22 protein-coding genes are annotated in these 20,478 nt (G+C 44.9%); 12 read left to right on the top strand and 10 right to left on the bottom strand.

Translation table 11 applies throughout. From position 1 onward, the window contains the following. The first annotated feature begins 131 nt into the window (after positions 1 to 131). Together E2K74_RS05760 and E2K74_RS05755 are read left to right on the top strand one after the other, a co-directional pair. Positions 132 to 1,955, top strand: a complete 1,824-nt coding sequence (locus E2K74_RS05760; protein WP_151205283.1) for an acyl-CoA dehydrogenase C-terminal domain-containing protein — start codon at positions 132 to 134, stop codon at positions 1,953 to 1,955. A 347-nt stretch (positions 1,956 to 2,302) separates the two neighbouring features. Further along, the gene (locus tag E2K74_RS05755; protein WP_151205284.1) at positions 2,303 to 2,512 is read left to right on the top strand and encodes a cold-shock protein; all 210 of its coding nucleotides are present in this window, start codon (positions 2,303 to 2,305) and stop codon (positions 2,510 to 2,512) included. A 49-nt stretch (positions 2,513 to 2,561) separates the two neighbouring features. On the opposite strand, the gene hemW is transcribed toward E2K74_RS05755, so the two are convergent. Continuing rightward, positions 2,562 to 3,716 carry a radical SAM family heme chaperone HemW gene (gene hemW / locus E2K74_RS05750; protein ID WP_151206714.1) on the bottom strand — a complete coding sequence of 385 codons (1,155 nt, stop codon included), beginning with the start codon at positions 3,714 to 3,716 and terminating at the stop codon, positions 2,562 to 2,564. A gap of 123 nt (positions 3,717 to 3,839) precedes the next feature. Between hemW and E2K74_RS05745 the strand changes: the two genes are divergently transcribed. Both E2K74_RS05745 and E2K74_RS05740 read left to right on the top strand, forming a co-directional pair. Continuing rightward, a complete protein-coding gene (locus E2K74_RS05745) occupies positions 3,840 to 4,298 on the top strand; it encodes a DMT family transporter (RefSeq protein WP_151205286.1) in 459 nt (152 codons plus the stop codon). A gap of 40 nt (positions 4,299 to 4,338) precedes the next feature. Further along, positions 4,339 to 5,697 (top strand): MATE family efflux transporter, encoded by a 1,359-nt coding sequence (locus tag E2K74_RS05740; RefSeq protein WP_151206713.1) that lies wholly within the window; start codon positions 4,339 to 4,341, stop codon positions 5,695 to 5,697. Between the two features lie 21 nt (positions 5,698 to 5,718). On the opposite strand, the gene E2K74_RS05735 is transcribed toward E2K74_RS05740, so the two are convergent. Beyond that, positions 5,719 to 5,928, bottom strand: coding sequence for a DUF1737 domain-containing protein (locus E2K74_RS05735; protein ID WP_151206712.1), 210 nt, complete (start codon positions 5,926 to 5,928; stop codon positions 5,719 to 5,721). Positions 5,929 to 6,215: 287 nt separating this feature from the next. Here E2K74_RS05735 and E2K74_RS05730 point away from each other — a divergent pair, with 287 nt between their 5' ends. After that, positions 6,216 to 7,514, top strand: coding sequence for an ABC1 kinase family protein (locus E2K74_RS05730; protein WP_151206711.1), 1,299 nt, complete (start codon positions 6,216 to 6,218; stop codon positions 7,512 to 7,514). A 359-nt stretch (positions 7,515 to 7,873) separates the two neighbouring features. Here E2K74_RS05730 and crcB read toward each other — a convergent pair whose 3' ends face one another. Then, positions 7,874 to 8,254: a fluoride efflux transporter CrcB gene (gene crcB, locus E2K74_RS05725; RefSeq protein ID WP_151205338.1), complete on the bottom strand. Its 381-nt coding sequence runs from the start codon at positions 8,252 to 8,254 to the stop codon at positions 7,874 to 7,876. A 168-nt stretch (positions 8,255 to 8,422) separates the two neighbouring features. Between crcB and E2K74_RS05720 the strand changes: the two genes are divergently transcribed. Continuing rightward, entirely contained in the window at positions 8,423 to 8,755 is a 333-nt protein-coding gene (locus E2K74_RS05720; protein WP_151206710.1) for a HopJ type III effector protein, read from the top strand. Between the two features lie 70 nt (positions 8,756 to 8,825). On the opposite strand, the gene E2K74_RS05715 is transcribed toward E2K74_RS05720, so the two are convergent. After that, complete coding sequence (locus tag E2K74_RS05715) at positions 8,826 to 9,389, bottom strand: hypothetical protein (RefSeq protein WP_151205336.1); 564 nt, start codon at positions 9,387 to 9,389, stop codon at positions 8,826 to 8,828. Between the two features lie 180 nt (positions 9,390 to 9,569). Between E2K74_RS05715 and E2K74_RS05710 the strand changes: the two genes are divergently transcribed. Beyond that, complete coding sequence (locus tag E2K74_RS05710) at positions 9,570 to 10,196, top strand: class I SAM-dependent methyltransferase (RefSeq protein ID WP_151206709.1); 627 nt, start codon at positions 9,570 to 9,572, stop codon at positions 10,194 to 10,196. On the opposite strand, the gene E2K74_RS05705 is transcribed toward E2K74_RS05710, so the two are convergent. Together E2K74_RS05705 and E2K74_RS05700 are read right to left on the bottom strand one after the other, a co-directional pair. Continuing rightward, complete coding sequence (locus E2K74_RS05705; protein ID WP_151206708.1) at positions 10,193 to 10,780, bottom strand: hypothetical protein; 588 nt, start codon at positions 10,778 to 10,780, stop codon at positions 10,193 to 10,195. The two genes, E2K74_RS05710 and E2K74_RS05705, sit on opposite strands and share 4 nt — an antisense overlap. Positions 10,781 to 10,807: 27 nt before the next feature. After that, the gene (locus E2K74_RS05700) at positions 10,808 to 11,275 is read right to left on the bottom strand and encodes a Holliday junction resolvase-like protein (RefSeq protein ID WP_151206707.1); all 468 of its coding nucleotides are present in this window, start codon (positions 11,273 to 11,275) and stop codon (positions 10,808 to 10,810) included. Positions 11,276 to 11,398: 123 nt separating this feature from the next. Here E2K74_RS05700 and E2K74_RS05695 point away from each other — a divergent pair, with 123 nt between their 5' ends. The 4 genes from E2K74_RS05695 (at position 11,399) to E2K74_RS05680 (ending at position 14,471) form a co-directional block, all read left to right on the top strand. Further along, positions 11,399 to 12,043: a ParA family protein gene (locus E2K74_RS05695; RefSeq protein ID WP_151206706.1), complete on the top strand. Its 645-nt coding sequence runs from the start codon at positions 11,399 to 11,401 to the stop codon at positions 12,041 to 12,043. A gap of 124 nt (positions 12,044 to 12,167) precedes the next feature. After that, positions 12,168 to 13,295 carry an AI-2E family transporter gene (locus tag E2K74_RS05690; RefSeq protein WP_151205331.1) on the top strand — a complete coding sequence of 376 codons (1,128 nt, stop codon included), beginning with the start codon at positions 12,168 to 12,170 and terminating at the stop codon, positions 13,293 to 13,295. Positions 13,296 to 13,409: 114 nt separating this feature from the next. Continuing rightward, entirely contained in the window at positions 13,410 to 13,952 is a 543-nt protein-coding gene (gene sodC, locus E2K74_RS05685; protein ID WP_151206705.1) for a superoxide dismutase family protein, read from the top strand. A gap of 216 nt (positions 13,953 to 14,168) precedes the next feature. After that, positions 14,169 to 14,471 (top strand): DUF3817 domain-containing protein, encoded by a 303-nt coding sequence (locus E2K74_RS05680; RefSeq protein ID WP_151205269.1) that lies wholly within the window; start codon positions 14,169 to 14,171, stop codon positions 14,469 to 14,471. 159 nt (positions 14,472 to 14,630) lie between these two features. Here the strand turns inward: E2K74_RS05680 and E2K74_RS05675 are convergent, their stop codons facing one another. From E2K74_RS05675 to E2K74_RS05660, 4 genes are all read right to left on the bottom strand, one after another. After that, on the bottom strand, positions 14,631 to 15,860 hold the full coding sequence (locus E2K74_RS05675; protein ID WP_151206704.1) for an MFS transporter: 1,230 nt from the start codon (positions 15,858 to 15,860) through the stop codon (positions 14,631 to 14,633). Between the two features lie 451 nt (positions 15,861 to 16,311). Continuing rightward, on the bottom strand, positions 16,312 to 16,776 hold the full coding sequence (locus tag E2K74_RS14825; RefSeq protein WP_227548009.1) for a pirin family protein: 465 nt from the start codon (positions 16,774 to 16,776) through the stop codon (positions 16,312 to 16,314). A 117-nt stretch (positions 16,777 to 16,893) separates the two neighbouring features. Then, positions 16,894 to 17,271 (bottom strand): hypothetical protein, encoded by a 378-nt coding sequence (locus E2K74_RS05665; RefSeq protein ID WP_151205270.1) that lies wholly within the window; start codon positions 17,269 to 17,271, stop codon positions 16,894 to 16,896. 144 nt (positions 17,272 to 17,415) lie between these two features. After that, positions 17,416 to 18,825 carry an FAD-binding oxidoreductase gene (locus E2K74_RS05660; RefSeq protein ID WP_151206703.1) on the bottom strand — a complete coding sequence of 470 codons (1,410 nt, stop codon included), beginning with the start codon at positions 18,823 to 18,825 and terminating at the stop codon, positions 17,416 to 17,418. A gap of 353 nt (positions 18,826 to 19,178) precedes the next feature. Between E2K74_RS05660 and serA the strand changes: the two genes are divergently transcribed. Then, complete coding sequence (gene serA / locus E2K74_RS05655; RefSeq protein ID WP_151205272.1) at positions 19,179 to 20,411, top strand: phosphoglycerate dehydrogenase; 1,233 nt, start codon at positions 19,179 to 19,181, stop codon at positions 20,409 to 20,411. Positions 20,412 to 20,478: the final 67 nt, after the last annotated feature.

Genomic DNA, 20,478 nt, shown 5'->3' with positions numbered 1-20,478 from the left:
CAGCTTGAATATGTAATTCGCTTTTCTGACAATTTTATTTGCGTGCCTTATCAATGTTTTTTTATTCCAAGTATGAATAATCATAGAATCGATACAGATAATCCAAAACTATTTTAATCAGGATTAAACGCATGCCAGCTTATAAAGCCCCTTTACACGACATTCGCTTTTTAATGAATGAAGTGCTTGACTACCCTGCGCACTACCAGAACCTGTCGAATGGTGAATATGCCGATGCTGACACGGTAGACATGATTTTGGAAGGCGCGGCAGATTTTTGTGAAAATGTCCTTTCTCCTTTAAACCAGAGCGGTGATCTGGAAGGCTGTCATTTTGAAAATGGCGAAGTCAAAACACCAAAAGGCTTCAAAGAAGCCTATGACCAGTTTGTACAAGGCGGCTGGCAAGGTTTGTCCTATCCTGAAGAATTTGGTGGCCAAAACCTGCCAATGTCTCTTAACCTGATCAAATCAGAAATGATGGGAACAGCTAACTGGTCTTTCCAGATGTATCCGGGCCTGAGCATAGGCTGTATCAACACCATCATGCAATATGGCACCGAGGCGCAAAAGAATACTTATCTGCCTCATCTGGTTGCGGGCACCTGGGCAGGCACCATGTGCCTGACTGAACCACAATGTGGTACGGATCTTGGTCAGGTGAAAACCAAGGCTGAGCCAAAAGAAGACGGCAGCTATGCCATTTCAGGAACCAAGATTTTCATCTCTGCCGGTGAACATGATCTGACTGAAAACATCGTGCATATTGTCTTGGCCCGTCTTCCGGATGCACCGCAAGGCACCAAAGGGATTTCCCTGTTCATCGTGCCGAAATTTGTTCCAGCAGCAGATGGTGGGATCGGTGAACGCAACCCGGTGACCTGTGGTTCGATTGAACACAAAATGGGAATCCGTGCGTCTGCGACGGCCGTTCTGAACTTTGACAATGCAGTGGGCTATCTGATTGGTGAGCCAAATAAAGGCTTACATGCCATGTTCACATTTATGAACACCGCGCGTATCGGTACGGCCATTCAAGGCATCTGTCATGCAGAACTGTCCTTCCAGGGTGCTTTACCGTATGCAAAAGAACGTCTGTCTATGCGCGCCCTGTCGGGTAAAAAAGATCCGGAAAAAGTAGCTGATGCAATCATTCACCATGCGGATGTGCGCCGTATGCTGCTAACCCAAAAAGCGATTGCTGAAGGTGGCCGTGCCATGATTTATCATGCTGCCCAAATTGCAGACAATATGAATGATGCGCTGGTACGAGGTGACCAAGCCGCTTTTGAAGAACAGGATGATCATTTAGGTTTCTATACCCCGATTCTGAAAGGCTTCCTGACCGAAATGGGCTTTGAAGCAGCCAACCACGGTGTACAGGTCTTTGGTGGACACGGTTATATCCAAGAATGGGGCATGGAGCAGATCGTACGTGATGCCCGTATCTCTACATTGTATGAAGGCACCACTGGCGTACAGGCACTTGACCTGATTGGCCGTAAAGTCCTGTTGACCTCTAAGGGTAAAGTCATCCGCGATTATACGGCTGAAATCCTGAAATTCTGTGGTCAGCATGCACGTAATAAATATATGCGCCGCTTTGCCTGGGATTTGACCAAGCTGTGCGCACAGTGGAATGCCCTGACCGTACGTATTATGCTGGCAGCGCGCAAAGACCGTGACATCGTCTCAAGTGCTTCGGTGGACTTCTTGATGTTCTCTGGTTATGTGATGATGGCTTATTTCTGGGCACAACAAGCGGCGGTCGCTTCTGCGAAATTGACCTCTGGTGATGGTGCAGAAACACCAGAATTCTATAAAGCCAAAATCAAAACAGCAGATTTCTATTTTGAGCGCCTGTTACCACGTGCCCAAGGACATGCTGAAGCCATGGTTAACCCATCAAAAACGTTAACGACTCTGGCAGCAGAACATTTTAGCTTCGATTACTAATAAGCGAAGTAATTAAAAAAGAGCGCAATAGCGCTCTTTTTTATATATACAAGCGTATTTAAAACTGTTTATATGAAAGACGTACACAAAACACACAAATTTATTTGTATATTTTTCAAAACCCTAAACGATATTCAGTATAATTTTCTTGAAAATCTATAAATAAAAGGTATCATGACGATAACTAGAAAAATTCTTGTTTTGGTTAGTCTTCTTTCAAGTATCGCAGTTTTAGTCATAAACCTTCGTTTTACAGATCAAAAAGCTCCATCCTTTTCATTTTTCAAAGTTACGGTTAGTCATCTGAAATTTTGACTAAAAACACACAAGATTCAATAGGTTATATTATGTCTAATACAGTTAATGGTACAGTAAAGTGGTTTAACGAAACTAAAGGTTTCGGTTTCATTCAACAAGAGTCTGGTCCAGACGTTTTCGCTCATTTCAGCGAAATCCAAGGTTCTGGCTTCAAAACTCTAATTGAAGGCCAAAAAGTTTCTTTCATCGTTGCTCAAGGTCAAAAAGGCCCTACAGCGACTCAAATCACTGCTCTATAAGTAGAGACTGATTTGAAAAAGCACCCTTCCGGGTGCTTTTTTTATGGGCTTAAAGAAATTCTTCCAGCACTGAATTTAAAAATATATGTCCCTGTTCCGTACAGGCAATACGACTTATATCCTCTACCATCAAGTGTTGCTGACGTAGTGAATCTAAGAGCCCATTTAAATGCTCAACTGAAAGGCCGGTCCGCTCACTATAAAGTGTGGTATCTACGCCGTTGTTCAAGCGCAGGGCATTCATCATAAATTCAAATGGCAGCTCGCTCTCTTCAATCCGTTTAAGCTGTAAATGCTCGGCAGGCACTTTAGCCAGATAATCTTTGGGTAAACGAGTTTTCTGGAAACGGTACACGCCATCCGGTCGAGTTACTTTCCCATGCGCCCCTGCTCCAATGGCCAGATAATCGCCAAATTGCCAATAATTCAGATTATGTGCCGAAGGCAATTCTTTACGCCAGGCAGAGACTTCGTAATTAACAAAGCCTTGAGCTTTCAGATAGCGCTCGCCCTGCTCCTGAATATCTTCCAGAACCTCATCTAGCGGTAAAACTGGCTGGGTGCGGAAAAAGACCGTATTCGGTTCTATAGTGAGCTGATACCAGGATATATGCGTTGCTCCATGTTCAACAGCGAGCTTTAAATCATTTAGCGCCTGTTCTACAGTCTGTTCCGGTAGTCCATGCATCAGGTCTACATTAATGCGCTGAAAGCCAGCTTCATGTGCCAGCCCAATGGCAAAAAGAGCATCTTCATTGCTATGAATCCGCCCTAAGCGTTTCAGATGTTCAGTATTAAAACTCTGCACGCCAAGCGAGAGACGGTTAATGCCTGCTACGAGATAACCCGCAAAAGGATCATGCTCGACGGTGCCTGGATTGGCTTCCAGGGTAATTTCACAATCCGGTTCAAAAGGAATAATCGCCTGCAATTGTGTAAATAACCATTGATAGCCTGGTGCAGAAATGAGCGAAGGGGTTCCACCACCGATAAAAACACTGTGAATGGCGCGTCCCTGGGCAAAATCTACCTGAGTTTTAAAGTCCTCGACCAAGGCGTGTAAATATTCCTGTTCCAGCTCCAGAGACAATTTCCCCTCAGGAACCGCATGTGAGTTAAAGTCACAATAAGGACATTTGCGCACACACCACGGCATATGGATATAAAGCGATACAGGAATCAGGGCGGGATTTAATTCAGCCAAAGAAGTACTCAAAATTATGACAAGATCTATCCAAATTTTAACATGATTGTTTCAGCACACTGTTAAAATTAAAATCACTGCAAGATCAACCTAAAAATTTAAATAAAATTAGCTCATTAAATTATGAAAATATCTTCCCAACTGATCATATTATTGCCTCTGGTATTTACCATTGGAGTCTTGCTGACCTTGCAGACCGCCATTAACACCCAGTTAAAAGAATATTTATATTCTCCGATTCAAGCTGCATTTTTTTCCTTTTTGATTGGTACAATAGTGCTTGCCCTGCTGGTGCTGTTGCAGCCGCAATCCAAGCCGACTCTACAGGAGCTGATGAATGTGCCCCTGTACTTATGGATCGGAGGCGTACTGGGAGTATATGCCATTAGTATGAGCATCTATGCAGCGCCCAAGCTTGGTTTTTTGACTTTGACGGGTGCCATTATTTTTGGACAGCTGGTCATGTCGATGGTGGTAGATCAATTTGGTCTGCTGGGCAATGCAAAACTGCCGCTAAACTGGCAACGTCTATTGGGTGGCGTAGTGATTTTTATTGGTGTGCTTCTCACTTTACAACGCTAAACCTTTTCTCTAAGCACATAATTACCTATGAGTCATTTTTGTGTCTAATGTTTCGTCCGCCACAACCTTTTCCTTTGAGTTAAAGCGCCTGTTTCAGCTCATGCTGCCCATTCTGGTCACCCAATTTTCCCAGGCAGGGTTGGGGCTCATTGATACGATTATGGCCGGACACCTTTCCCCTACTGATCTTGCCGCAATTGCGGTAGGGGTCGGCTTATGGATTCCGGTCATGCTGCTGTTTAGTGGGATCATGATTGCCACCACACCTTTAGTGGCTGAAGCCAATGGTGCACGTACGCCGGAAAAAATTGCCACCATTGCCCGGCAGTCTCTGTGGGTGGCATTGGTCCTCGGGATCATTGCAGGCCTGATTTTACAGATTTTGCCTTGGGTCCTGCCCCTGCTAGGTGTGCCGGAAACTCTACAGCCTAAGGCCAGCCTGTTCTTGCATGCCATTGGTTTCGGGATGCCTGCGGTCACCATGTATGCAGCTCTTCGCGGCTATTCTGAAGCCATAGGTTATCCGCGTCCGGTGACTGCCATCAGCCTGCTGGCCCTGATCCTGCTGGTTCCACTGAACTATCTCTTTATGTATGGACTGGGTCCTCTTCCGGCTCTGGGAAGTGCAGGCTGTGGATTTGCTACCGCCATTCTGCAATGGCTGATGTTTATCACACTGGCTCTGTATATTTTTAAGAATAAGGCCTATCACAAGACCCAGCCTTTTAGCCATTGGGAAACAGCTGATCCTTATTGGCTGAAGCGTATTTTAAAACTTGGCTTTCCGATTGGCCTGGCGATTTTCTTTGAAGTCAGCATTTTTAGTACTGCAGCCATTGTCTTGAGTCCTTTGGGTGAAACCATTGTGGCAGCGCACCAGATTGCCATTTCTATCACGTCCCAGCTCTTTATGATTCCAATGTCTCTCGCCATTGCTTTGACCATCCGGGTCGGGACCTATTATGGAGAACAGAACTGGCAGGCGATGCGTAAAGTACAAAGTCTGGGGCTGATTAGTGCCACCGTTCTGGCCCTGCTGTCCATGCTGCTGCTCTGGCTGTTCCGTCAGGAAATTGTGGCTCTCTATACTTCAGATGCGGTGGTCACTCAAATTGCTATGTATCTAATACTCTTTGCTATTGCCTATCAGTTGATGGATGGCTGGCAGATCAGTGCTGCCGGCTGCTTGCGCGGCATGCAGGATACCAAAGGCCCCATGTGGATCACCATGATTTCCTATTGGATTATTGCTTTCCCGGTCGGTGTCTATCTGTCACGTTTTAGTGATATGGGTGCCGCCGGGGTCTGGGTTGGCCTGATTGTGGGGCTGACTGTGGCCTGTGTGTTATTGTTGGCACGGCTTTATAGTAATAACAAACGTCTTATCCTGAATTCCTAAAGGTTGTTCAGTGAGGATGCACTAGCATTCCTGGAGTGCATCCTTTAAACCCTGTGGAATCTCGGAGTCGTCCTTGACCTCTTTGATCACGACCTGCCCGACAATTACCTCCTTACCATTAAAGGTCATAGTCGGCGCACCATACAGCTCATAGCCTTCATTTAAAGCGCGAGTCACTCGCGCACAGAAATGCACATCATCTGTACCGGTAAAATAGCGATAAACTTTCATGGAGTCTTCTTGGCTGTGATAAAGGCTATAGTTTAATTTTTTTGCTTTAAAATAATATTCAGAAATAACACCAAGGCTTATTTAAAATAGTGATACCGGACAATTTTGTAAAAACAGGCTAATCATCAAAGCTTTTTCAAGCAAATAATACTGCCAAAGCCGACAAAAAAAAAATGGAGAATTTGAGAAGCTTTGCAACATATCATCTACAATTAAATGTAGGCAATTGCCCGGTTGTCACCTATGATCAAATACATCCGTTCAATGATGAGCTCGAGGAATCTCACATGGCAAAAACGGCGCGTACCCCTGGTCGACGTTTTATGAAACTTGCCGGAATGACTGCAAGTATTGCAACTAAAACCCTATCCAATTCCATTAAAAATATCACTGCAGATGAAGAGCAGAAAAATGCTGCACGCAGTCAACTGTTTCAGGATATTGGGGTTCAGATTGCCGATACTTTGGGTGAGATGAAAGGCGCTGTCATGAAAGTGGGGCAAATTGCCTCACAATATAAAGATATTTTTCCACCAGAAGTCGCCAAGGCAATTGCCAAATTACAGCGTCAGGCGCCGCCAATGCCCTTCCGGGAAATTCAATTCCAGGTCGAAAAAGAACTTAAAAAACCACTGTCTCAGCTCTTTAAAAGCTTTGATGAACAGCCTTTTGCCGCCGCCTCTATTGGGCAGGTTCATAAAGCAGTTTTAACTGACGGACAGCAGGTGGTGGTCAAAGTTCAATATCCAGGTGTCGATGAAGCCTGTGAAAGTGACCTGAAACAGGTCCGTCTGGCCTTGCGTCTAATGGGGGTACTGAAAATTGACCGCAAACTGCAGGATCAGCTGTTTAAGGAAATCCAGCATAGCCTGGACAACGAACTCAATTATGAAATTGAGGCTCAAAATCTGGAAGTTGCCCGGGTCTTCCATGAATCACTAGACACTAAAGTGATTATTCCACGTGTTTTCCAGGATTATTCTTCCCGGCATATCTTAACCCTGAGTCTGGAACAGGGCGAGAGCATGGAAACCGCCAGCACCTGGCCACTGGAAACCCGTAATGCGCTGGGGCGACGTCTGCTTCGAGCCATTGGACAGGAAATTTTCTATCTAAAACGTTTTCACTGTGACCCGCATCCAGGAAACTTTGCCTTCCGTGAAGATGGCTCCGTCATTATCTATGATTACGGTGCGGTAAAAACCTTGTCTGCCGAAATCGTAGGCCATTTCAGAACCTTGATTCATGCAGCACGTGAAAAAGATATTGGCGTGATTGAGCAGCAACTGGATGCGCTGCATAGCCTGACGGAAACCGGAAAATTCCCACCTGAACTGTACGAACAATGGCTAGAGGTTTTGTTACGTCCCTTGACCACTCATTACGATTTTGCAGAGAATTCGGCCCATCATGATGGTATGGAGCTGCTGAAACCTTCCCTGAAATACTGGGATGTATTTAAGCCTTCACCGGATACCCTGATGGTTAACCGAACCATTTCGGGACAGTACTGGAACCTGATTCACTTAAAAGTCGATGATGACTTAAGTGATGTATTTGAAGAACTGGTGCCAAGCCGTACTTAAACGGGTTAAAGCGCTGTAACGCCGCTAGACTCTAGCTTACATGCTGTAACTCTACTTCACTTGAAACATCAAGTGTTACTTTATAACATTTTAGGTGATCAAGAAAAGTTTAGCTTATGCGTTCAGATCTTCCTCCGAGTATCGAGAAGTTCTCTTGCATCATCCCTATGCAGATGGGTGTTTCTTGAGCGGAGCACCATGAATTCACGCTAGACTCGTAAAGAGGAAGGTCGTGTGGCCAGCATTAATAAACGTTTTGCCCGTTTTAAATGCAGTTAAAACCAGCTACTCCATAACGTTTTTCTGGCGTTTTCAGATTGTAGTTTTGTCAGGAAATGACCTCCAATTTCCTGACTTTTTTATGTCTGGTTCAACATCCAGTCACTCAGATAAAAACCTACAGTCAGAGCGGTTAGGCCCAGCAACAGGCTCGAAAACATATACAGTAGCGCCATTGAGATGGCTCCCTGCTTCAAGAGCTGAAAACTTTCCAAGCCGAAACTGGAAAAGGTAGTAAAGCCGCCCAATAGGCCAACCATTAAAAATAAACGGGCTTCCTGCTGCAAAGCAGGATATTTTTGACTGTATGCCAAAAAAATACCGGTACAAAGACAGCCCAGGATATTCACCCACCAGGTAGGCCAAGGAAACTGCATCTGCGGTTTAAAGAGCCAGAGTCCTATGCCATAGCGCAGACTCGCCCCGATTGCACCACCCATGGCGACCCAAAGCCAGTTCATAGCTGCTCCATCCCTTGCATTTTCATCTTTATTTTCCTCTGCTCTTATACCCGCTGCGGACAGACCAACTGCTTTATCTTGCACCGAACGTATTATAAACACCATCGAGATTCAGGAAAAATGCTATATTGACACCGTTGGATTAGGCTTAAAAATCAGGTGGGGCAGATGGCGCAAGATTTACTGGCATTATTGACTGCGGGTGAAGCACAATTCTCGGATGTGATTGCATATATTGATGCACGTTATACCTACACCCCGACCGCATTTAAAAATGGTCAACAGCAGAATGCGGCCAATGAAAACCAAGGCAGTGCCAAAGTGCTTTCCTTTGCCCAGCTTCATGGTCTAAATCAAGCTCAGACTCTCAGCCTGTTCGCTGAACATTATACGTCTGTACTGCTTAGTCCTGAAGCAACTGAGCACCAGAATATACGCCAGTTTATGCAACACGGCTGGGATGGGGTTCAGTTTGAAGCAGAAGCCCTGGCTAAAAAATAAATCATGTTTTATTAAAAAACCACTCATGAAGAGTGGTTTTCAGATAACTTAAAGTGAAATAATGCTGCGCTTAGCTTCGATTCACTTTTTCAATCCACTGGATCGAACTTACGCGAAAAACCTCACAGGCGCCATCACCGGTATCGGTCGGGGTTAAAGAGGAGGTCCAGACCAGCTCTTTATCGCGCACTTCAACCAGTTCTCCTTGCAAGCGCACTAGATCACCGCGTTTCACCTGTTTAATGGCTTTGGCAATCGTTGGATTGGCTGGAATAATATGCATATTGGAAACCATTTGCATGGCTTTTTCCGTAGGCACAGGCACACGGTCCATTTTCCAGTTTAAATAACGGTCATATTGATTCACGCTAATATGCCGGGCAATTTCGGGTTCGGCAAATAATCCCCAGCTCACTGCATAATCAATGGGAGAGAATTTGGATTGCGGATCATCATTATATATTTTGGAACCCAAAATCCGGAAATCCCCTTGAAATGGCTGTAAAGCAGAAATGGACTGCCCTTGTACCATCGGCGGCAAGCCTTTGGCAATATTATGATCGATCGAACTATAGGCTGACATCGGCAAAATAAGACTGGCCAATAACAAACCGGGTTTCAAGTACTTGAGCATAATTCTACATTAATTCCATTCAGTATTTTTAAAGCAACTACTTTCGATATTACGGATTTTTTACTGGAAAAATAGTTGCACTTGGTAACAGGCTGATGCAATTTGGTCAACTCACAACCATGTTGAGAATCGATTATTTCAGTTAATCTACTGGTATTTTTAAAGCTTATTTAAATATCGATGTTCTATAAATTTTATCAACAACATATTTTTCCACACCTGCTCAATCAGGTCATGCAAACGCCTTCACTGATGGATCTGCGCCGCGAATTATTGCTTGGTGTCAGCGGTGATGTGCTAGAAATCGGCTTTGGTAGTGGCCTGAATCTGGCTTTTTATCAGCAAGTGGAACAGCTCTATGCACTGGAGCCAAATCCGGCGATTTTTCAGCTGGCACAAGACCGGATTCAGCATATGCCTTTTCCGGTAGAGCATATACAGGCCAGCGCCGAAGCCCTGCCTTTTGCCACACATGGTTTAAATAATATTGTATCAACCTGGACCTTATGCAGTGTTCCAGATTTAGCGCAAAGTTTGCGTGAAATCTATCGGGTTTTAAAACCGGGTGGACGTTTGCATCTGGTCGAGCATGTATTGAACCGAGAGCATCTGAATATTCAGCGTCTACAGCATCTGCTGACCCCGTTACAAAAGAAAGTAGCGGATGGCTGTCATCCGAATCGTGATATTGAGCTGGCGCTGTTAGAAACAGGTTTCAAGCTGGATGAGATTCAATATCGGGAGGCCGCAGGAATTCCTAAAATTGGTCAGCGGATGCTACTGGCACGTGTACATAAACCGTTTTAGTCCAAACGCTCAACCGCATTGAGGCGAAATAAACGGCATTGTGACGAATTTTGGCTACCCAGTCCCACATAAAATTCCTGCTGGTTTTTGACATATTTAAGTGTGATCCAGTCGCCTTGGATCCGGATCCGCTGACCGGCCTTAAGACGGCGGATTTTATCGGCAACAGCTTCACTGGAGGCAACCACACTCAGACTGCTCAGTGCTGGCGGTATAGGTGCAGAATCAGCCTGTACCGCATCCTTGAGATTAACTTCAAAGCAGCGTTTGCTTTGTTTAAGCTGCCAAGACTTTAATGCTGCCATAGACGTTTCAGGCTGCGCCAACAGCAGATCAATATTACTTATATAGGCCAGATCGTTAAAACTGCCCACTACAGGACTAGCGGGATGAATCGTCCGGCGCTCAGGCCCATAATATTTTTTGGAAATAACCCAATATTCAGCTTCATGGGCTTCAATTGGTTCAACCTGAAAGTTCTTAAGTATGCCGGCTTGTTCCAGATGTGGAATTGCGCGGAAATATTCGGACCAGATCCAGAGTCCTAAGGCAAATAGGGCTACCGCAATAAGAAGTTTATTCATCAGTCACAAGACAGGCTGGCCAAACGGTTAATCTTTAAAATTAATCCGGACAGTTTCGAAACGCACGCGTCCGTCCTGAATCGCCCGGGCGATCGCCTGCTGCCCCTTGGTCAGCCGTGCTCCACCACTTTTAATGTCAATCAGCACCACTTCAATATCCTCAGCCAGTCCATCGCCATCACGAAAAGCACTATAGCCATCAAAAACCACATAGTCCACCGGATCGCCCAGAAACTTGGCATCACTCGGCAGATACTGAAATTCTGGCATAATCGGTGCCATCTGCTCGGCCATTTTCCCTTTTAGCACTGCCCGGCTGGTATTGACACTACGTTTTTGTGCTGCAGCCAGCGCCTGTTGATGTTCCAGTTCCAGCTCGGCAATATACTGCTCATATTCGGCTTTAATTCGGCCATTTCGTGTCTGGCCTAAGATCAGGGTGGTCAACACCACTCCAATACAGGCACCAATCAGCATGGCCAGCGTTATGGACATTCCATCTTCCTAATTTACTTAATTTTTCCTATCTGCATTCGACTGAAGTTGAGTTTATCGATCATTTGCAAGCCTGAAAAGAATGATATGCTAGGCGAGAGCAGAATAAAATCATCTTGAGTCATGAAAACAATTTTAGTTGCGAATCAGAAAGGCGGCTGCGGCAAAACCATTACAGCCATAAGTTTGGCATCAGCACTCGCACAAAAAGGTTATAAGGTCGCCCTCGCAGATGCCGATAATCAGAAATCGGCCTTGCAATGGCTCAAGCAGCGTCCTGAACATGTAGCTCCGATTCGCTCCCTAGACTGGCGCAATGTCAAGTCGATTGGCGATGTCCCCAAACAGATAGAGTATCTGGTCATTGATGCCCCCGGTGCACTAACTGAAGACCATGCCCAGCAGCTGGTCAGCGAAGCGCATGCCATCATCATACCGTTACAGCCTTCTTTTTTTGATATTGATTCCACCCGCCGTTTTCTAAAACATTTACAGGATATAAAACGGATTCGTAAAGGAAAAGTTGAAATTTTACTGCTGGCGAACCGTGTCAAAGCCCAAAGCGCCCATCAACAGCATATTCAGCAGTTTTTTGACAAGATTGACCAACAGCCTGTTGCCTGGATTTCTGAACGTACCGTGTATAGCCGTTTGGCAATGGAGGGCCTGTCTGTATTTGATAAAAACCAGAAAATGTACCGTGAAGTACAAAATCAGTGGCAAAACGTATTAAACATGATTATTGATGATCCGGCGCAGTGGTTCTAAGATGCCACACTTTCTAATATGACTTTCATTAAATAATCGCCCTATCTTGAGTGATGTACATTTGCCTGCGCTTTTTTTTCAGTTAATATGCTGGCTATGGTCTAAAAATGAGTCATAAAATTCAGTGCAACAGTACGCGCCTACACTACAAAAAGTCTTATTATTTGGATTATTTTTTATCCTGATTTTTTTGAGTTTTCATATACTCAAATATTTCATCATCCCTGTAGTTTGGGCAGCAATTATTGCCTATATGACCTGGCCGCTGTACCAGTCCGTATTACGCATGTGTGGCAACCGTCCCACGCTTAGCTCAGCCATCATGATTCTGGCCGTGATTCTGGTGTTTGGCCTGCCGTTTATCTTTGCGATTTTCATGTTACAGCATGAGGGCCGTAACCTGTATTTTGAACTGCAAAAGCAGGTTTTTTCAGGCCGTCTGGATGTTCCGGACTTTATCCGCCAACTGCCTTTTGTCGGTAAAGAAATCAGCCGTACTTTAAATGAAATCAACACTGACCCCAACAGTATCGCCCTGTCTATTTCTAGCTGGATTCAGGGCCATTTGAATTACGGTAAAGTCGTACTGAATGAAATTAGCAAAAATGTGTTTAAGCTATGTTTTGCCGTTTTGTCGATGTTCTTTTTTTATCGTGATGGTCACACCATTTTAAATCAGGTACGTAAAGCGTTTGAAATGGTGGTCGGTCCCCGTATTCATCATTATCTGGCAACGATTTCAGCGACTACACGCGCGGTAGTCTACGGCGTCGGCCTGACGGCCATTGCCCAGTCCATGCTGGCAGGCTTAAGCTATTTTGTCGCTGGGGTACCGAATCCGATGGTGCTGACCATTGTGACCTTTATCTTCGCTCTGATTCCTTTTGGTCCGCCAGTGGCCTATACCGCTGTCTCCCTGTGGCTGTTCTCACAAGGTCAGACCATTGAGGCGATTGGAGTCATGGTTTGGGGAGTCTGTATCGTCAGTACCGCAGACAACGTCATCCGTCCTCTGGTCATTTCTGGGGCAACCCAAATCCCCTTCTTATTGATTATGTTTGGCGTATTGGGTGGTATTGCCAGTTTTGGTCTGGTCGGGATATTTATCGGACCGGTTATTCTAGCTGTCCTGCTGGCCATCTGGCGGGAGTGGCTGCATGAAACCAATCATCAGGAAGCCCTGCTGATGCCTAAGGCCACCATGGCACATGATATTGACCCGGACGTAGATGAGACACCTAAAACTCCTTAAACATCAGCTATTAAACAAAATAAAACATTTAAGCACTGATTGTATATAGTCCTCTTGATATTGCTCTGATTCAATAGATGGACAAAAACGGAATAATGATCAGGATGCCAATTTATGTCTTCATTCTTTAAAGTAACAACGCTTTGCGCTCTAGGTGCGGTACTTTTTACAGGCTGTACCTCAAATGATATTTCAACCGAAAATGTCAGAACGGTCAGCATGCATGTAGTTTCTGCCCAAGGAACGGGGGAGTCTGTGGGTACGGTTTTGCTCAGTGACAGCCCGACAGGTCTGGTCATTCGTACTCACCTGAAACAGCTTCCGGCAGGAGAACGTGGCTTCCACGTTCATGAAAACGGTTCATGTGCGCCTGCTATGAAAGATGGCAAGATGGGCGCAGCGCTGGCGGCCGGCAGTCATTACAACCCGAACCAGGCACCCAACCACGGCACACCAAGCACCGGTCATTTAGGTGATTTGCCTGCCTTGAAAGTCAGCACCGATGGTACGGCACGAGTCACACTTCTGGCCCCACGTGTTAAATTAGCCGATATTAAAGGCCGTGCTTTAATGATACATGCAGGCGGCGACAACTATTCAGATCATCCATTGCCATTGGGCGGCGGCGGTGAGCGGATCGCTTGTGGGGTGATCTAAGCATTCATTGATATATAAAAAAACGGGCATTTTGCCCGTTTTTTATATCAGTCTTGATCTAAAAATGAGTATTTCAAAACCATTGAGCGCTTAATAACCCAGTAAATCACTAGGGTATAAGCCTCTAAAATAACTCATTTTATTTATAAAATTTCTTTTGATTCAATCCGCAGTTTGGGTACACTCAAACTTGATTGAACTCAATGGTGAATGTAGGTGAATATTAAAACTTTACGTCTGGTAGGCTTGGTAGAAGGTATTTCATTTCTGCTGCTATTATTTGTGGCAATGCCGGTCAAGTACATGCTGGGAAATCCGATTCTGGTGAAATATGTCGGCATGGGTCATGGCGTATTGTTTGTGCTGTTTCTTGTGGTGTTATTTGCAGTCTGTGAAAAACAGAAATGGTCACTCAGCATGTTTATTATGGGTTTAATTGCATCAATCCTGCCTTTTGGACCCTTTATTTTTGATATGAAATTGAAAAAACTAGAACAGCCCAGTGCTGAAGAGGCCTGATCACTTCCGGTTCTCGCTGCTCTCAAAATATTTAAAACCGAGGAAGTTAATCATCCTCTCCCCCCTTAGGGAGAGAGTTTGCCCAATAATATTGCTCATTTCTTCACGAGGGCAAGGACTGTTTAGAGGGGTTCTAAAATATAGAAAACCTCTCAAAAGTTAAAACTCTCCACTCGCCTTTCTTTCCAGCATCAGTTGCTTGAGTTGCAGGCGTGGCCAGGTGAACCAAAGCGCGATTAAAATAAATGAAACACCGCAGTAAGCCCAAAGCTCATAGGCTTCATACGCTATGCGGACGGCTTCAATCACAATAAAGAAGCTCAGCATCAACAAGATAGACACTGTTGCTGCAACAGTACCTTTAGATACTTCAGAGGACATCAGGGCAAAGCGGTACAGTACCGAGAAACTAACGCCTTCCCCTAGACTGATACAGGTAGTACCAATAAGCAGACAATGCAGAAAATAATCCGGAATCAGCAAGCCAACTAAAAGTAAAATTGTTCCCAATAACATCAGGGGCACACCAAGCAACACCGTCTGGCCGAGCGGCATTTTATCAATCACTTTCAGCAGAATTATATTTCCTAGAATTAACCCTCCTAAAACCGGGAACTGCGCCAGACCATATTGAAGACTGCTCAAGCCCAATTGCTCGACCAGAATGACGGGAGATAAGGCAATCCATAACATCAGTGGCATGCTAACCAGCGGCAATGCCATGGTCATAATTACAAAGCGCTTATTTTTCAAGACCTGTTTAAAATCGTCCACAATATAGCTGATGGGCTGTTTGGGAATACTGATTTTAGGATTTGGCATTTTGGCCTTGAGTCCAAACCAGCTTAAAAGTGCCACAAAAGCAATCCCGATAAAGCCCCAATGCCATGAGACATGATCAATCATAAAAGCGCCAATCACAGGTCCCAGAAGCGGGGCCAGCAAGGAAACATTGGCCATGAGTGCCATGACTTTAATTGCATCGCGTTCTTCAAAGTTTTCCTGAATGGCGGCATAACCGACGGCAGAAATAAAGGACAGGCCAAAACCCTGTAAAAAACGCAGAAAAAGGAAGCTCTGAATATTGGGTGCCAGTAAAATCGTCAAACAGCAGATGACAAAAAAGACCACTCCACCCAGCAGCACTTTTTTACGTCCCCATCGGTCTGATAATGGCCCCAAAATGGCTGCGACACATGCGCCGCCCAATAAAAAAAAGGACATCGACGATGGTGCCCATGAACTGCTGACACCAAAGTCACGGGTGATGGCCAGCATGGCCGGCTGGATCAGGTCATTACAGATATAGACCGAGAATTCAAACAGGACCAGTGCCAGTGGAAACATGAGTGTGGCGCGAGTCAGTTTTTGAGTGGGCGTGTTTTGCATAAGAGAGTTAATGCTCATCATCCTGAATCCACCCTTTGGAATTGAATTTAATCGGGCAAAATACAGATTGAATTTAATTAGATTATGCGCATTTTAGCAGAGTTCATGTGCAAATCCGTGCTGATCATGTTGGGGTTTTCAGGATTTTTTCATCTTCTGAAATAGCAAGATAACGAATACAATTTCTTGTCTTTATCTCATTATAAGACTCTCATATTTCATCATAAGGATGAAAGCCACGCCGACCAGTACGCATATACAGCAGCGTGGTCTCACCTGATTGTGCCGAGAGCTGTATGATTTCACCTTGTTTTAAAAAGACTTTATAAACTGGTATGGGTGTATGTGTCTAAGCCGGGCCTTGGGCTTATTGATAGTGCCCTGCAATCACTCGGACAAAGTCTGCATCAATTGGCAGTCATACTTTGGAAATCGGTGCATCGCGTAGATTTTAATAATGTAGTGGATTCATTTTGTCCTTGGCAGGCAAATTGATCCAGAGTGGTAGCATGTCAAAACGTCCGCCGCAGTCTGAACGGTCTTTGCTAAATACTCCTTTATGTCTAATGCCTGATGCTGCCGTCATCCACTGCACATCGCCTGCGGAAATGATGCCTCCACCGCCACTTAAGTCGCGGTGTTCAAGTTCATCTGCAAACATCAGGGTGACAGTTTCAAAACCACGAGGTGGATGGGCGCTAACGTCGTTCTGTAAATGACTGGCTTTGAGGTTGGCCGACCCTACGTGGTCGAGCAGTAAAAATGGCGATACGGTATTGCCCAGTTCGTAGAGGGAAAACACAGAAAGGACGGGCGAGAAACTGCCGACTGAAACGCGAGTATCATCACGATGGATGAATGCGAGGATTTTCAGTTTGTTTTGCGTAATTGTTTTAGATAGTGAGAGTAGCCTCATGACTGAAGTGCTTGGAAAGGCACAATGAGTTTATGGGTTGCAGATAATTACCCAAAAGCAAAAAGCGCATCATCCAGATACGCTTTTCAGCACAAACTGCTTAAAGAGCAAATAAAATTATGGACAAACTGCCTTCTGGAAAGTCTTGGTATTGGCTCCCCGCATACAGCGATATAACTTTTCAGCCTTGTGCATTTTCCAGTTTTTCTCTTCTTTTTTGAAATGATAAATTGTTTGAATGGATTTGACCGAATCATCCATTAATCCGGTTTCTGTTACCTTCACCTGTCCCACAGTCGGTGCTTCGCTTTTATTAAAAAACTGCCGGATTTCTACGGTTGCCAGTTCATCACGTAAATCAGGCCGCATCTTCAGTACCTGATCCAGAGGGGTATCTGAAGAGGACTGCACTTTTGCAATCACCTGCTGTGTGGTGGCGCACCCTGACATTATCATTGTCAGGCCTAAAACTGTAAGTGTTAATAACTGTAACATACTGTTTAACCCCATGTTTATCCTTATTATTCACGAATCATCATGCAGCGCTTTTTAGCTTAAAACTATTTAAACTATGTAACTGCTCTGGTACGGGCATAAAAAAACGCACCTTTCGATGCGCTTTTTTCATTTCAAACCGCTTTAAAGGTCGAAAAGCTTGCCCGGGTTCATAATGCCTTTCGGATCAAATACTTTTTTCAGGGCTTTCATATATTCAATTTCTTCGGCTGAACGTGAGTACTCAAGATAAGGTTTCTTGGTCATACCCACACCGTGTTCTGCAGAAATTGAGCCGTCATATTTTTTCACGGTATCAAAGACATACTTGTTCACCACCTGACATTTGGTAAAGAATTCATCTTTGCTTAAGTGTTCAGGTTTCAGGATGTTCAAGTGCAGGTTACCATCACCGATATGACCAAACCAGCAGACTTCGAAGTCAGGATAATTTTCTGCCACAATCGCATCAATTTCTTTAATAAATGCTGGAACATGCGTAATGAGAACAGAAATATCATTTTTGTAGGGTGTAAATGGGGCAATGGATTCAGAAATATCTTCACGCAGACGCCATAAGCTTTCTACCTGTTCCAGACTTTGGCTCAGCACACCGTCAAGTACCCAGCCCTGCTCCATGCAATGCTCAAAAATTTCCATCGCCTTGTCCATGATCGGTTCAAACGGCGCTTCAAGCTCCAGCAGAACATAAAATGGACATTCGGTTTCAAAAGGACGCTGCACATGACCATTGGCCAAGACTTTCTGCATGGCCAGCTCACCAAAGAACTCAAATGCTGTTAAATCAATTTTCGCCTGGAAGGCATGCAATAACGGCATGATTGCATCAAAATCAGGCACACCCAGTACCATCACTTGCAGGTCTTGCGGTTGACGCTCAAGCTTGATTTCCGCTTCAGTCACCAGACCCAACGTACCCTCACCACCAATGAATAAGTGTTGTAGTGCATAGCCTGTTGCGTTTTTGATCATGCCTTTGTTCAGACGCAGTATATCCCCTTTACCGGTCACCACTGTCAGGCCAAGTATCCAGTTACGGGTCATGCCATATTTAATGACTTTAATCCCGCCAGCATTGGTGCCGATGTTGCCGCCAATTTGGGAGGAACCCGCAGATGCAAAATCTACCGGGTAATACATCCCCTGCTCTTCCGCATAATTCTGTAACTGCTCAGTCACGACACCAGACTGTACACGGACCATACGGTCTGCCGGGAAAAATTCCAGAATCTGGTTCATCTTGTCCATGCTCACCACGATTTCACCGTTAGCAGCGACTGCACCTGCGGACAGACCAGTACGGCCCCCTGATGGAGTGACAGCCACATTAAACTGGTTGGCCAGCTTAACAATTGCCTGAACCTGTTCGGTGCTCGATGGGAACACGATGACCGACGGGTTTGGATCAAAGTGCTTGGTATGATCGCGACCCCAATTCTGGAGGCTATCCGTATCGGTTTTAATACGGTTTTCACCCACAATTGCAGTCAATTGGGTCAATAACTCAGGGGTTAAAGCGACTGGAGCATTCATCGTTTGCAGACCTAGCATGAATTAAACAAAAGAGACTTCGCCGGTTTATTTGCACATTTTTCAGACATAAAGACCTGTATGCAAATCAGGCAGAATATGCCGATTAAAGCATCAAAGAGAGGCGCGTTAACAGCACGGGGCAATATTATAAGCTATTTTTAGGGCTTTCCCTTAAAAAATGCTAATTTTGATAATATAGCTTTGAAAACGCTGGTTTAATTCAACCATTTTTATCATTTGTGCATCATCACCTGCGAAAATAGCTGCGATTGCCGTCATCAAGGAAATGTATAACCACCCCATTCCTGTGCTATTATACCGCGACTAAATTTGGCCTTTGTAGCGGAGCCGTAATGAGCCAACATCTATCTCTACCTAAAGATAAAATCCGTTTCTTGTTGTTAGAAGGCGTTCACCAAAACGCGATCGACACTTTAAATGCTGCTGGATATACCAACATTGACTATCGTAAAACTGCGCTTGAGGGTGAAGCGCTGAAAGAAGCGATTAAAGATGCACACTTTATTGGTATCCGTTCCCGTACTCAGCTGACTGAAGAAGTTTTTGAAGCTGCGAACAAGTTAATCGCAGTGGGCTGTTTCTGTATCGGTACCAACCAGGTGAATCTGGACGCAGCAATGCGTCGCGGTATTCCAGTGTTTAACGCACCATATTCAAATACTCGTTCAGTAGCTGAACTTGTACTTGCTGAAGCCATTCTCCTGCTTCGCCGTGTACCTGAAAAATCAACAGATACACATGCAGGCGGCTGGAACAAATCTGCTGTAGGTTCGTTCGAAACGCGTGGTAAGACTTTAGGTATCGTAGGTTACGGTTCAATCGGTTCACAACTTTCTGTCCTGGCTGAAAGCCTGGGTATGAAAGTGATCTACTTCGATACAGTGACAAAATTACCATTGGGTAATGCACGTCAGGTCGGCTCATTGAATGAATTGCTTGCCAATGCTGATGTCGTCTCTCTGCACGTGCCAGATGTTCCGTCTACACGTAACTTCATGACCAAAGAACAGTTCGCGCAAATGAAAGAAGGTTCAATCTTCATCAACGCGGCACGTGGTACTTGTGTCGTGATTGAAGACCTGGCCGATGCACTGAAATCAGGCCATCTTGCTGGTGCTGCGGTTGACGTATTCCCGAAAGAGCCTAAAGCCAACGGTGAAGAATTTGTTTCTCCGCTACGTAACATTCCAAACGTCATCCTGACCCCTCACGTGGGTGGTTCGACCATGGAAGCACAAGCAAACATCGGTCTGGAAGTGGCTGAGAAATTTGTCGCTTATTCAGATAAGGGTATGACACTTTCTGCGGTGAACTTCCCTGAAATTGCATTGCCACTGACTGAAGGTAAGCACCGTCTGCTGCATATCCACAAGAACATTCCGGGCGTTCTGTCTAAGATTAACAACCTGTTTGCTGAACATGGCATCAACATCTCTGGTCAGTCTTTAATGACCAAAGGTGATGTCGGTTATCTGGTCATGGACGTAGATGCAACTGCTTCTAAAGAAGCGCTGGATACACTGAATGAAGTTGAAGGTACAATCCGCGTTCGCGTATTGTTCTAATTCAGCTTGCCAGAAAACCACAGTCTTTAGGCTGTGGTTTTTTATTTTTGAAGGTTTTAAATTTCAA

The sequence above is a fragment of the Acinetobacter sp. RF15B genome, assembly GCF_007558235.1.
GTDB classification, from domain to species: Bacteria; Pseudomonadota; Gammaproteobacteria; order Pseudomonadales; family Moraxellaceae; genus Acinetobacter; species Acinetobacter lwoffii_C.
Note: the sequence above shows the minus strand (reverse complement) of the source record. Positions and strands in the feature narration are given on the sequence as shown.